Below are 13,328 nucleotides of genomic sequence, written 5' to 3'. Positions count from 1 at the left end.
ATACTAAATTCAAGAACAGGCCCGAGAATCAGCTGATTCTCGGGCCTGTTCCTTTTCGGTTGCCGGATCGACACGGTGCCGGAAGGTACGTTGTTCCTTACCATTCCGGCGCACAGCAGTCCGTAGCATGATCGCCCGATGGCGCTGTTGACGAAGCTTTTCGTGATGATCGGTTTTTCGTCCTCTCAGACAGCTTCACGCAAGGCCCGCCACCTACTCTCAGTCGTATGAAGGATAACGAGGATTCCAGATGAGGAATTTCGGCAGCATGAAGACTGCACTTGCGGAAGCGGATGCGCAGGCGGTTTGCCTCGGCGCCGCTTTTGGCGGCCGTGTCGGTGTGACGTCGGTTCGCCGTCCTATCTCGGCAGGCGACGGCGCTCTCGTCTTGCGCCATGTTTGCGGAAGGGTGGCACCGGTTCGTTCCGGTGATCGTCCATCTGCCAATGACAATCTGGTCTATTTCGCCGGCCTTGCTCTGACAGGCTATTCCGACACTTCCTGCGCGCCTTCGGCCAATCTGCCGCGCTAAAACGAATAGGGTATCGAGTCAGTCATGTCGCTCACAACAGCTCTCAATAACGCGCAGGCAATATTCAACAATACCGGCACGCAGAGCAGCGTCGTGTCGAACAATATCGCCAATGCCAACAACACGAATTATTCGCGTCGTCAGGCGGTGGTGACGACCAACATGGCTGGAGCTCAAGTGGTGCAGATTGCCCGCAGCAGCGAACCGGCATTACAGAAGGCCTATCTCAGCTCGGCCTCGTCGGATTCGGCACAGCAGCTGCTGCTGAATGCCTACAGCAATCTTCAGTCGGCCACGCTCGGCGGCAACGACAACGAGATCGCGCCGGCGACCTATCTGTCGGCATTTCAGGATGCGATGCAGAATTACGCGGGATCGCCATCCAACGCGACGGCGGCGCAATCTGCGATCAATGCGGCTCAGAGCCTGGCGACATCGCTCAACAATGCCACCACGGCAGTGCAGAGCGCCCGTACCGACGCCGACAAGCAGATCAGCTCCGACGTCGATACGCTGAACAGCCTGCTGAAACAGTTCCAGACCGCCAACGACGCGGTGAAATCGGCAACGACCACGGCTGGCCCGACATCGAGCGCCCTTGCCGATGCAATGGACCAGCGCGATTCGATCCTGAACCAGATTTCGAAGATTGTCGGCGTGACAACCGTGACGCGCGGCAACAACGACATGGCGCTTTACACCACGAGCGGAACGACCCTCTTCGAGACCATTCCGCGCTCGGTGACGTTCCAGCCGACGAGCACCTACACGGCAGATACGACAGGCAACAGCGTTTACATCGATGGCGTTGCCCTGACTCCGGGCCAGGGTGCGAATACGACAGCACAAGGCACACTTCAGGCGGCACTTCAGATTCGCGATGATGTTGCGCCGACCTATCAGACGCAGCTCGACGAAATGGCTCGAGGGCTGGTTACGGTCTTTGCGGAAACGAACAGCGATTCTTCAAAACCGACTCTGCCTGGCCTGTTCACCTGGAGCGGTGGCACCGTTCCGGCCAGCGGTACGGCAGTCACGGGCTTGGCGGGCTCGATAACCGTTAATTCGAAATTAATCACGTCTCAAGGTGGTGACCCGACGTTGCTACGTGATGGTGGTATTAATAACGATAGTACCACTGGTGAAACCGGTTACACCAAGAATACCAGCGGCGATAGCGGATATTCCACGCAGCTTGATGGTTTCATCACTGCCATGAATACGAAGATGGCGTTCGATCCCGCCGCTGGCTCCGACACCAATGCCACGCTCATGGATTATTCGGCGAGCTCCATCGGTTGGCTCGAGGGCCAGCGCAGCACGGCAACGACGGCGGGGGAAAATACCTCTGCTGCTCTCTCGCGCTCCTCGAGCGCCTATTCGAATGCGACGGGCGTCAATCTCGATGAAGAACTGACGCTGATGATGGATATCGAACAGTCCTACAAGGCTGGAACGAAGATATTGAACGCAGTCAATGAAATGCTTCAATCGGTACTGGATATTGCGAGCTAAGCCATGAAACTTTCTTTCATTTCGAGCACGGCCATTCAGAACGCCATGCGTCAGACGATTCGTCAGGCGCAGAATGAGATGACGAGTGCTTCGACGGAGGCGACCACGGGCGTCTATGCCGACATCGGCGTGGCGCTTGGCAGCAGCACGTCGCTCAATGTGAATCTGACGCGGGAAGTGTCGCGCATCGATTCCATTCTCAGCAGCAATTCCATTGCGAACCAGCGTATGACAACGTCGCAAACCGCCTTGACCGGCATGGGCACGCAGGCGCAGAACCTGATGGACCAGCTTGTGGCGCTAAGCGGCAACACCGATGGCAGCAGCGTCGCCCTAGCGCAGCAGACTGCAAGCTCGACCCTGTCGAGCGTCATTGCGTCGGCCAATACGATGGTGAATGGCGAGTATCTCTTTGCCGGAACCAATACCGACGTCCAGCCGATGACGGATAATTCCTCGGCAACGAACGCGGATATTCAGGCGCAGCTTGCGACTTACATGGCAAATCAGTCACCGCCGGTAACTGCAGATACCATATCAGCCGACCAGATAACGGACTTCATCACCAATACCGTCGCACCGATGTTCACATCAGACAGCAGCTGGTCGAGCTGGTCGAGTGCGTCTGATCAGAATATGACGAGCCGTATCAATAATTCGGAAGTCATCGAAACCTCGACGAACTCGAATTCGTCCGGCATGCGATATCTGGCACTGGCGACCAGCGTGACCAATGCGCTGATGGGCACGCCGCCCGGCCTCAATCAAAGCGCGGTGAATGCCGTCGCACAGCAGGCCATCAGCTATACGCGCCAGTCGATCGACGGGTTGAACAGCCAGGCAAGTCAGCTCGGTCTCTCGCAGTCGCGACTGTCGGACGCAAATACGACGCTGAATGCCCAGAAGACTATTCTCAACACCAGTATCGGTGACTTGACCGGAGTCGATCCCTATGAGGCGTCGACCAAGGTCAACAGTCTCGAGACCCAGCTCGAAACGGCTTACACGATTGTTTCCAAGATCCAGCAGTTAAGCCTTGTAAATTACCTTTGATGATCAAAGGGAAGTAATGACCAGGAAGGATGCATGAATGTATCAGTTCTCATATGCGGAAGTCATGCAGGATGCAGTGGCCGACGCCAAGGAACGAGAACGACAAGTTCTGGACCGGTCGGTAGCCCTTCTCTCTGCGGCCCGTGATGCGGGGAAATACGGCCGTGAAGCGATCGAGGCTCTCTTCTATACGCGACGCCTATGGGTAAGCTTTGTCGAGGACCTCAAAAGCCCGGAGAACCAGCTCAACGTCGAGCTGCGCGCCAATCTGATTTCGATCGCCATCTGGATATTGAAGGAATGCGAACGGATCAGGCGGCGCCAGTCGGAAAACTATCAAGGCATCATCGATGTCACCACCATCATCAGGGATGGACTTAAATGAAAAGTACGCTTCGCATATCGCTTAAAGCCGGGGAAAAGATCTTTATCAACGGAGCCGTCCTGCGCGTCGATCGCAAGGTTGCTCTGGAATTCCTGAATGATGTGACATTCCTGCTCGAGAACCACGTGCTCCAGCCGGAGGACGCGACGACGCCCTTGCGTCAGCTCTATTTCATCGCGCAGATGATTCTCATCAATCCGGAAGGCAAGGAACAGTCGACGGCGATGTTCCGCAAGTCGATCGTCATGCTGCTGTCGTGCTTCCACAATGAGGAAGTGCTGGCCGAGCTGAAGCGCATCGACGGTCTCGTTGCCACCGGCCGCGCCTTCGATGCGCTGAAGGCGATCCGCGGTCTCTATCCGGTCGAAGACAATATTTTGAATAATCAGGAAATGCCGGCGGCGACGATCGAGCACATCCGTCGGGAGATTGCTCCATGGCAACGGTAGACGCCGTCAACAGCAGCACCAGCACTAGCAGCTCCACGCAGAATGCTGCTGCCGCATCGGCGAGCGCCAACCTGAATTATAACGACTTCCTGCAGCTTCTCATCGCGCAGATGCAGAATCAGGATCCGACCGACCCAATGGACGCCAGCCAGCAGATTTCTCAGCTGGCGAGCTTCTCCCAGGTCGAACAGCAGATCCAGACGAACTCGCATCTGGAAACGGTGTTACAGAACCAGTGGATCTCGCAGGCGTCCGACTATATCGGCAAGCAGATCATGAGCGCCGATGGTAAGACGACGGGCACGATCAAGGAAGTGACCGTCTACACGGACGGCATCATCGCCCAGACCGATGCCGGCGACAAGATCCTGATCCAGGCCGGCGTGACGATCGCTCCGGCGGGTACGACCATTGATCCGCCGGCCACGTCGAGCGATAGTAGCACCAGCAGCGATTCGTCGAGCACGGATTCGACCAGCAGCTCATGAGGAGCCGCTGAACCGGGAGTGGACAAGCCATGAATGAAGCCGATGCCTTGGATATTTTCCAGGCTGCGATCTGGACGGTACTTGTGGCTTCCGGACCGGCTGTCATCGCCGCGATGGTCGTCGGTTTGGTGATCGCCCTGATCCAGGCGCTGACCCAGGTGCAGGAGGCGACGTTGACCTTCGTGCCGAAGATCGTCGCTGTCATGGTCACGATCGGCATCTCGGCACCGTTCGTCGGCGCGCAGATTTCGATCTTCACCAATCTCGTCTTCTCCCGCATCCAATCAGGTTTCTAAGATAAATCCGAAGGCCATTTCGGCCTCCGGATCGCGCGCATCGATGGCAACGGCCATGCTCGCGCAAGCTTCGACCGTTAGAGGTCGGTTCCAATAGGGCAGGCGGGTCACCCGTTTGCCACCTCTCATGAAGAGACGGAACCGGTCGATGGCACAACCACCCGCAATAGCACTTCCCAAAGCCAATCCCAGCATACGCGATATCGGGTTTGCCCTCGGTATCATGGTCATCCTGTGCGTGCTGTTCCTGCCGATCCCGCCGTTTCTGATCGACCTTGGACTGGCTTTCTCGATCGCTTTCTCCGTGCTGATCCTCATGGTGGCGCTCTGGATCAAGAAGCCGCTGGAATTCTCGTCCTTCCCGACGATCCTGCTGATCGCGACGATGACGCGTCTGGCGCTGAACATCGCGACCACCCGCGTCATCCTTTCGCACGGTTATGAAGGGCATGATGCCGCCGGCGGCGTCATTGCCGGCTTTTCCAGCCTGGTCATGTCCGGCGATTTCGTCATCGGTCTGATCGTCTTCCTGATCCTCATCACCATCAATTTCATCGTCATCACCAAGGGTGCGACGCGTATCGCCGAAGTGGGCGCCCGCTTCACTCTCGATGCCATCCCCGGCAAGCAGATGGCGATCGACGCCGATCTTTCCGCCGGCCTCATCGACGAGAAGGAAGCGCAGCGCCGCCGCCGCGAACTGGAAGAGGAAAGCTCCTTCTTCGGCGCGATGGACGGTGCCTCCAAGTTCGTACGCGGTGACGCGGTTGCCGGCCTCCTCATTACCTGCATCAACGTCTTCGGCGGCATCATTATCGGCTATTTCCGTCATGGCATGCCGATCGGCCAGGCTGCCGACGTTTTCGTGAAGCTCTCCGTCGGCGACGGTCTGGTTTCGCAGATGCCGGCGCTCATCGTCTCTCTCGCTGCCGGCCTTCTCGTTTCGCGCGGCGGCACCTCCGGCTCTACCGACCAGGCCGTCGTCAATCAGCTGAGCGGCTATCCGCGCGCGCTCGCCGTCTCGGCGGTTCTCATGGGTATCCTGGCCATCATGCCTGGCATGCCCTTCCTTCCCTTCGTTTTCCTTGGCGGCCTGATGGCCGCCGGCGCCTGGTTCATTCCGCGCCAGATCGAAGCCGAGAACAAGCTTCGTCGCGATGCTGAAGAGCAGAAGGTGATGCAGACGAAGGAAATGGAAAAGGATTCGGTCAAATCGGTTCTGAAGACTGCCGAAATCGAACTGGCGCTCGGCAAGATCGTCTCCACCCGCCTGCTCGGCGCTCACCAGGAGCTCGCCTTCCGCGTCGGCAAGATGCGTAAGAAGTTCGCGACGCAATACGGCTTCGTCGTACCGGAGATCAAGGTGATCGACGACATGGCGATTGCCGACAAGTCGTATCAGATCCGCATCCACGGCACGACGATCGCCTCCAACATGCTGCGTGTCGGCGAAGTGCTTGTCGTCACCGGTTCCGGCCGCAAGCCGACCGTTCCGGGCGACGAGATTCGCGAACCCGCTTTCGGCATGCCCGCCGTCTCCGTTCTCGAAGCCTTTACCGAAGATCTGAAGCGCGAGGGTTTCCAGCCGATCGACAACGTCTCTGTCGTGCTCACCCATATGAGCGAAGTCATCCGCAACAACCTGCCGGCATTGCTGTCCTACAAGGACGTCAAGATCCTGATCGAACGTCTCGATCCGGAATACAAGAAGCTCGCCGACGAAATCTGCTCATCGCACATGTCCTATTCCGGTCTGCAGGCCGTGCTGAAGCTGTTGCTCGCCGAACGCGTCTCGATCCGCAACCTGCACCTCATTCTCGAAGCGGTCGCCGAACTCGCGCCGCATGTGCGCAAGACCGAGCAGATCGTTGAGCACGTGCGCGTACGCATGGCGCAGCAACTCTGCGGCGATCTGGCCGATAACGGCGTGCTGCGCGTCCTCAGACTCGGCAGCAAATGGGATCTGATTTTCCACCAGGCGCTGAAGCGCGACCAGAAGGGCGAAATCGTCGAATTCGATATCGACCCGCGCAGCTTGGAAGAGTTCAGCGAGCAGGCCGGCAAAGTTATCCGTGAATACATGGACCGGGGCATGCCCTTCGTTCTTGTCACGTCGCCGGAAACGCGCTCCTATGTACGCATGATCATCGAACGCCTGTTCGCGACGCTTCCGGTCCTGTCGCATGTGGAATTGGCCAAGGGGATCGAGATCAAGATTCTAGGTTCGATTTCATGATATCAGATCCCCAGGGGACCATTCTGGCGCTGTTCGTCGCCTTCTGCCGCATCGGCGGCTGCATGATGGTCCTCCCGGGATTTTCCTCCGGCCGCGTTCCTCCGCAGATCAGGCTGCTTCTCTCCGCAGCACTGACGATGGCGATCTTGCCGTTGCTCTGGAACACGATCTATCCGCAGGTGTCGAAGGGCGATGCGAACTATATCGGCCTCATCTTTACCGAAACCGTCATCGGATTGATGTATGGGATGATGGCCAGGATTTATACGCTGGGCCTGCAATTCACCGGCACGGTCATATCGATGATGATCGGCTTCAACGCGCCCGGCGGCGCCGACATCATCGAGGAATCGAACGAAACATCGCTCACCAGCCTCGTCAGCTTTTGCGGGCTGATGATTCTCTTCATTATGGATTTTCACCATTATGTTTTGCAGGCGCTGGTCGATTCCTATTCGGTCATCCCCTTCGGTGGCCATATTGAGCCGCGCGCCGCGCTGATCTCGATTACGGATACGCTGGAGACGACTTTTTTCATCATGCTGCGGCTGGCAAGCCCCTTCGTGCTCTACGGCCTGATGTTCCAGATTTCGATCGGCTTCATCAACAAGCTGGCACCGCAGATCCCGATTTATTTCATTTCCACGCCGTATCTGCTGATGGGAGGGCTGTTCATGCTCTATCTCAGCATCGCGGCCCTGGTCAGTCAGTTTTCCAGTGCGTTCCTCACCGTCTTCAACGGACATTAGCCCGTAGGCGGACAGATGACGAAGCCCGATTCGGGCAGAGCCGGCGAAAGCAGCCGGCGGGTAGGTGGACGATGGCGGAGAAAAGCCGCTCCGAAAAACTGAAGCGCCTGGTCGCGGTGCAGCGCCATCTGGAACGGATGGCGGAAAACGAGCTTGCCGATACGACCCGGCAGCGAGCCGAAGTGACGGAAGCGATGGAGCGGGTCATGGTTGCCATCGGTTCGGTCGATCCCGTGCACATGGCATTCTCGATCCATTACGCCGAACGTTACGGCCGCCTGATGATCCGCGATCAGCAGCTGGAAAGCATCCAGACGCTCATTCAAATGAAAGTCCAGCAGGAGCGCACCAAGGCCGACAGGCTGGAAGAACACATGAAGGATGCGCGCGAGCTCGAATTGCGAGAATCGGACGACAATGCCGTCTACGATATCATCGATCAGCGTTTCGCCGGCGCAACGCCAGCCTCCAGCAAGGTTCAAAAATAATAATCATCGCGATCATGGAGCAGGATTCGCAGCGTTGGGTTGCCGACCTGCTCTGACAGTTTGATTCGACATGTCCTGGGATGGGCGCTGAGCCGCGCATTTTCAGGATATGCGAGAGCAGAAGGAGACGTGACGTGGCTATTTCGCCTCCGAGTGATTTGGTCCTCGATGTCGTCAAGGCGGCAAATCCCGCCGATGTCGAGGCCGCGCAGGCCAAGCTCGCTGCCAATCGGGCCGCTTTCGCCGCCACCAGCCTGGCCGAAAACGGTAATGGTTTCGGCGCGACGGTGGATGCGATGAACAGCGCCGCCACCCAGGCCGGCCTCGCCAACGCCAATACGCATGTGGCCGGGACCAAGGTCCCGCAGGCCTATCGCAAGTTCGAGTCCATGGTGCTGCAGAACTTCGTGAAGAACATGCTGCCGAGCAGCGAGACGCTCTACGGCAAGGGTTCCGCCGGCGAAATCTGGAAGGGCATGATGGCCGAGCAGTTGGGCGACACGATCTCCAAGAACGGCGGCGTGGGCATCGCCGAGAAGATGTACAGGGAGCAGGTCGACAAGATGCGCAATACCGGCGCCATCCACTCCGCGACCGATGAGAATGACAAGAAGATGGCGCTCAGTGCTATTACCGATTTTCAGCGCAAGACGCTGGCCGCCGCCGATGCCGATAACGACGGCAACAACAGCATCACCAACCAGAATTCGTTGACGTCCCAGAAAGCATGAGCGAGGAAACAAACATGGAAATGATGTCGCAGGACTATCGGATCAAGTCTGTCCTTGGCCGCCTGGAGATGATTATCGACAATGAGAACAACCGGATTGGCACCGACCCGGAATTCGATCTCAAAGTATCGAATGCCCACAAGAGCCGCTGCCTTTACGAATTGTCGATGCTGTTTCGCGATACCGATCCGGCCGATCTCGCCGCCGCCCATATCGAGCAGCTGCATGATTTGAAGAAGAAGCTGGTTCTGAACGCCCGCCGCGTCGAGGCTCATCTTGAGGCCGTGCGCGCCGTCGCCGAGATTTTGAAGAATGCCGTGCAGAATGCCGATGCGGACGGCACCTATTCGCAGGAGCAATTCCGCGTCCGTGAGGCCGGATGATCAAGCTCGTTATCACCGGCCTGTGGGTCTGCGCCGTAACATTGGGCTCGGTCTATTTTTCGGTGCAGGTGGCGACGGCGCCCGCGATCAGTCCTGATGACGCCAAGAAGGCGCAGCAGGAGCTCGTCAAGGGCGAGTCGATCAACGTTCCCGTTATCGCCAACGGCCAGGTGACCGGCTATTTCCTGACGCGCATTTCCTTCATGATGGAAAAGGACAAGGCGAATGCGTTTCAGATACCTCTGCCGGAGCTGACGACCGATGAGCTCTTTTCGCTGCTGATTGGCAATAAGACGATCGATATTTCGCATGCGCAGAATTTCGACGTTGCCGCCTTCCGCGCCGATCTGAAGAAGCGGATGAACGAGCGGCTCGGCGGCGATTACGTCGCCGACGTGCTGATCGAACAGCTTGACTATCTCTCCAAGGAAGAAACCCACGGTGGGGAAAGCGTGGGCAAGAGAACGGTCAAGCCTGTCAAGATCGTGCAGGATGCGGCCAAGGACAAGGTGCCGGTCGAGTGATGTCTCCCGGCCGGAAGATGCCGATTCACGTCAGAATGTAAGCAATATCTTACATTCTGCAGATATGCTTAACAGATCCCTGCTGACATCCGGCAAATCCAACCTTCCTTCCTAACGGAAAGTTGGATTTGTCTTGTTATAAACTCCTACAAGCCATGCCTGCCAGTCGCCGCACCGATGAACGGTGAGGGGCATGGGCTTTATGCGTACCGGCATCATGCGCGTTAGCGATGCCGGGCAGGAGGGTGTTGGATTGAACCAGGTAGCCGATTTTGCCGTCGTCGCGTCGCGCCGCATGATCTTCGATCTGCCGGTGTGCGATCTGGGCTGGGATGACGCGCTGACGTTCGTCAACGAGCTTGCGTCCCTGCCGGTCGGACAGACCTCGATCTCCTTCGTCAACGCTCATAACATGCTGGTCATGCTGCGCGATGACAGCTACCGCAATGTCCTTGAGCATAATCTGGTTCTTCCCGACGGCGTCGGCCTCGACATCGCATCGCGCGTCGCTCATGGCGAACCTTTCCCAGCCAATCTGAACGGCACGGATTTCGTGCCCGCGCTGCTGACATTCATGGAGCGGCCGAGGCGGATCGGTCTCTTGGGCGGCAAGCGCTCCGTCGTCGAGAAGGCAGCGGAGAAGTTTCGCCAGCACGCCCCGTGGCACCAGTTTATCGTCGTATCGGACGGTTTCTTCGATCCGGCGCGGAGTAACGCCGTGACCGCGGAAATCAGCCGCCAGAAGATCGATATCCTGATCGTCGGAATGGGCACGCCGCTGCAGGAAAAATGGGTTGCCGAACATGTCGGGCCGCAGCATGCACGCCTCGTCCTGACCGTCGGCGCCCTGTTCGATTTCATTTCCGAAACGGTGCCGCGGGCGCCGAGGCTCGTGCGCGCGATGCGCAGCGAGTGGCTGTTCCGTCTGGTATTGGAGCCGAACAGGCTCTGGCGGCGTTACATGCTGGGCATACCGCTATTCTTCTATCAGGTTGTCAGGCATCAGTTCGGTCGCAAGGAGCGCGTCCTTCGCGCAGAGCCGCATCCTTTGCCGCAGCGGCGCATTGCTCCGCCGAATAAATTAGCAAGCTAGTATTTGCGGACTTGGCGTTAACTCTTTCTTTGGCATGAAATTTTAGAGTGGGTTAACCATTTGCATTGGTCTCGGACCATGTGCGCGAGATAACCCGCCATGTTTGAAAGCAAAGCCAGGACCGGATTCCACCCCGACGATGCGGAAACCCAAAAGGTTTCGCGGCGATCCGTCCGGCATATCTCCCCTTACGATGAAGATGATGGCTTGGGGAGCGCGGTGAACTTACGCGCTGCCAACTCCGATGACCCGCGCGATGCGGAACTGCGCGCCATCCTGCGCAGACGGTTGAATGGCGATCCCTATCCGGTGTCCGGTCGACGAAGATCACCGGAGGTCGGAACGGCTGCCGAGCAGACGGAAGATATCTCGTACGCCTACCGCCCGGAGCGCCGCGAGATATCCGAGCTGGCATCGGAGCCTACGCCCGATTTACTGGAATTTGTGCCAGATCTGCTTGAAGGCATAGAGGAGCTTCCGCGGCAGGCCGTCCCCGCTCCGGTTGTCGTTGAACAGGTATCCCGGGCCGGACGCTGGTCCCTCAGCTTTGGTGCTGTCTGTTTCATTGCCGCGACCGCGCTGATGGGAGCGGCTATTCCCACCCTGCTTGCCCCGCCGCCGCTCTATGTGTCGCAGGCTGTTCTGCATGCTGAGGGCGAAGGTCGCGGGCGTCAGGCCCTGCTGGATGTCGCGGCGACGCGTCTCGTCGCTCCATCCGTATTGTCCGACATTGTCGCCAGGATGAAGCTTGACCGCGATCCGGAATTTACCGGCAGTCGCGCAGGCGCTCTCGGCATTGCCGTCGAACTGCTTTCCGGCAGCGGCAACGCGTCCGACGCGCCGTCACGCGCGCAGGCAACGCTGCGCAAAGACATTGCCGTCGATATCGATAATCAGACGGGTCTGCTGCGCCTGAGCGTTACGTCGGGCGATCCTGCCAGATCGGCCGATATTGCCAACCGGCTTGTTATCGCTTCCCTTTATGATCCCGCTGTTGCAAAGGCCGCCGGTACGTCGCTTGGGGCCGAAACGGCGGCTGATCGCAGCCGAAAGGAGCTCGATCGCGCCTCCGCCGCCCTTGCCGAATTCAAGGCGCGCTATGGCGAAGACAGGATTGCTGCGGCGGAAGCGCTCCGGCAGCAACGTCAGCAGCTGGATGTGCAGATAAAGGCAGCCGATCTGGCGGTACGCACCGCCAAGGCCCGTCTCGCGGCCGTCAAATCGGCGACGCCGGCATCGGTGCTGACCGGTGCATTGTCAGGCGATCTTTCGTCGCCGGGACTTGACGATCTGCGCAGCCGCTACAACGCCGCCAAATCACAGCTGACCCAGCTCTCGGTGCAGCTCGGCCCGCGCCATCCTCGCCTGCTTGCACAGCAGGTCACCGTCGATGATCTTGCTGCCAATATGCGCAGCCAGCTGCAACGTCTGGCCGTCAGCAGCGAAGCGGACGTGAAAGCGGCTCTTGAGAAACAGGCCTCTCTCTCTTCGCAAATGATTGCCGCCAGCCAGGCGGGGAGCGATATCGATCTCGGCCGTCTCGCACAGCTGCAGGATGCCGTCGCGACAGCGCAGAGCCGTTATGAGACGGACCAGCAGAATGCCGCCATGACGGTGTCGGAAGCCAAGCCGCCGCTGACGGTATTGTCCCAGGCGGTCGCTTCCGCCGCGCCGCTGGATGATCATCTGGCGAGCAATCAGGCTGCCGGCTTCTTTGCGGGGCTTGGCCTGGCACTTTGCGTCATATTCCTGCGCAAGTGGCTGGCTGGCGCGGAACTGGCAGAAGACCAAGGGGACGAGGAGAGCATCATGCCGATGGCTCACGCTTTGCATCATGACGATGATATGGAGCTCCCATCATTGCCGGCGATCGCGCGGGAGCCATCGGCTGCTCTTGTTTCCGATGGTGCAGATCAGCTCGATATGGCGGACGAGTGGGTCCGCATCCAGCAGGAACTTGCATCCCTGCGTGCCAAAGTCGAAACCTACGCGGTGCGCCGGCATCAGGATCGCGGCTGAGCGCTGCATCGTTTTCCCTTGCAATTACCGCTTTCAGACACCATAGGGCGTTGGCAGGCAACTCCCTCGGGCGGATGGCCTGTAGATTGCCAGCGAATTCATGATCGGGAGACGAGCGTGACGACAGTGATCGACGGGAAACAAGCGGCGGCTTCGGTGATCGAGGCTGTGAAGGCTGCGGCGGCGGGACTTGAAGCTGAGGCCGGTGTGAAGGCCGGTCTTGCGGTCATCATCGTCGGTGACGATCCGGCCAGCCACGCCTATGTGAACTCCAAGAGCAAGATGGCCAAGGAATGCGGCTTCAAGTCGGTCCAGCACACGCTGCCGGCGGAGACGACGCAGGAAGAGCTGGCAAGGCTGGTTTCCTCCCTGAATGACGATGCCTCC

16 protein-coding genes are annotated in these 13,328 nt (G+C 58.6%); all 16 read left to right on the top strand.

The features are described from left to right. Nucleotides 1–268: 268 nt before the first annotated feature. Entirely contained in the window at nt 269–532 is a 264-nt protein-coding gene (locus PH558_RS33350; protein ID WP_285208476.1) for a hypothetical protein, read from the top strand. A 24-nt stretch (nt 533–556) separates the two neighbouring features. Next, complete coding sequence (gene flgK, locus PH558_RS33345; protein WP_095433962.1) at nt 557–2,047, top strand: flagellar hook-associated protein FlgK; 1,491 nt, start codon at nt 557–559, stop codon at nt 2,045–2,047. A gap of 3 nt (nt 2,048–2,050) precedes the next feature. Then, nucleotides 2,051–3,100, top strand: a complete 1,050-nt coding sequence (locus PH558_RS33340; RefSeq protein WP_285208475.1) for a flagellar hook-associated family protein — start codon at nt 2,051–2,053, stop codon at nt 3,098–3,100. Between the two features lie 37 nt (nt 3,101–3,137). After that, nucleotides 3,138–3,485, top strand: coding sequence for a flagellar biosynthesis regulator FlaF (gene flaF, locus PH558_RS33335; RefSeq protein WP_075855158.1), 348 nt, complete (start codon nt 3,138–3,140; stop codon nt 3,483–3,485). Continuing rightward, nucleotides 3,482–3,934 (top strand): flagellar biosynthesis repressor FlbT, encoded by a 453-nt coding sequence (gene flbT / locus PH558_RS33330; RefSeq protein ID WP_095433964.1) that lies wholly within the window; start codon nt 3,482–3,484, stop codon nt 3,932–3,934. The genes flaF and flbT overlap by 4 nt, the downstream gene beginning before the upstream one ends. Beyond that, nucleotides 3,922–4,422 (top strand): flagellar hook assembly protein FlgD, encoded by a 501-nt coding sequence (gene flgD / locus PH558_RS33325; protein WP_095433965.1) that lies wholly within the window; start codon nt 3,922–3,924, stop codon nt 4,420–4,422. The genes flbT and flgD overlap by 13 nt, the downstream gene beginning before the upstream one ends. A gap of 29 nt (nt 4,423–4,451) precedes the next feature. Then, on the top strand, nt 4,452–4,718 hold the full coding sequence (fliQ, locus tag PH558_RS33320; RefSeq protein WP_015338826.1) for a flagellar biosynthesis protein FliQ: 267 nt from the start codon (nt 4,452–4,454) through the stop codon (nt 4,716–4,718). A gap of 148 nt (nt 4,719–4,866) precedes the next feature. Continuing rightward, nucleotides 4,867–6,954, top strand: coding sequence for a flagellar biosynthesis protein FlhA (flhA, locus tag PH558_RS33315; RefSeq protein WP_069611337.1), 2,088 nt, complete (start codon nt 4,867–4,869; stop codon nt 6,952–6,954). Next, complete coding sequence (gene fliR / locus PH558_RS33310) at nt 6,951–7,703, top strand: flagellar biosynthetic protein FliR (protein WP_069611338.1); 753 nt, start codon at nt 6,951–6,953, stop codon at nt 7,701–7,703. The genes flhA and fliR overlap by 4 nt, the downstream gene beginning before the upstream one ends. A 71-nt stretch (nt 7,704–7,774) precedes the next feature. Then, nucleotides 7,775–8,191, top strand: a complete 417-nt coding sequence (locus tag PH558_RS33305; protein WP_095433966.1) for a hypothetical protein — start codon at nt 7,775–7,777, stop codon at nt 8,189–8,191. 134 nt (nt 8,192–8,325) lie between these two features. Next, on the top strand, nt 8,326–8,922 hold the full coding sequence (locus PH558_RS33300) for a rod-binding protein (protein WP_095433967.1): 597 nt from the start codon (nt 8,326–8,328) through the stop codon (nt 8,920–8,922). 14 nt (nt 8,923–8,936) lie between these two features. Beyond that, nucleotides 8,937–9,305, top strand: coding sequence for a hypothetical protein (locus PH558_RS33295; RefSeq protein ID WP_095433968.1), 369 nt, complete (start codon nt 8,937–8,939; stop codon nt 9,303–9,305). Then, entirely contained in the window at nt 9,302–9,829 is a 528-nt protein-coding gene (locus PH558_RS33290; protein WP_285208474.1) for a hypothetical protein, read from the top strand. The genes PH558_RS33295 and PH558_RS33290 overlap by 4 nt, the downstream gene beginning before the upstream one ends. Before the next feature lie 253 nt (nt 9,830–10,082). Beyond that, a complete protein-coding gene (locus PH558_RS33285) occupies nt 10,083–10,922 on the top strand; it encodes a WecB/TagA/CpsF family glycosyltransferase (protein WP_113330159.1) in 840 nt (279 codons plus the stop codon). A gap of 219 nt (nt 10,923–11,141) precedes the next feature. Continuing rightward, a complete protein-coding gene (locus PH558_RS33280; RefSeq protein ID WP_285208473.1) occupies nt 11,142–12,941 on the top strand; it encodes a GumC family protein in 1,800 nt (599 codons plus the stop codon). Between the two features lie 117 nt (nt 12,942–13,058). Next, a partial coding sequence (locus PH558_RS33275; RefSeq protein WP_285208472.1) for a tetrahydrofolate dehydrogenase/cyclohydrolase catalytic domain-containing protein occupies nt 13,059–13,328 on the top strand: 270 nt, incomplete at its 3' end.

This window comes from Rhizobium pantanalense, assembly GCF_030182525.1.
Classification (GTDB): Bacteria; Pseudomonadota; Alphaproteobacteria; order Rhizobiales; family Rhizobiaceae; genus Rhizobium.
Note: the sequence above shows the minus strand (reverse complement) of the source record. Positions and strands in the feature narration are given on the sequence as shown.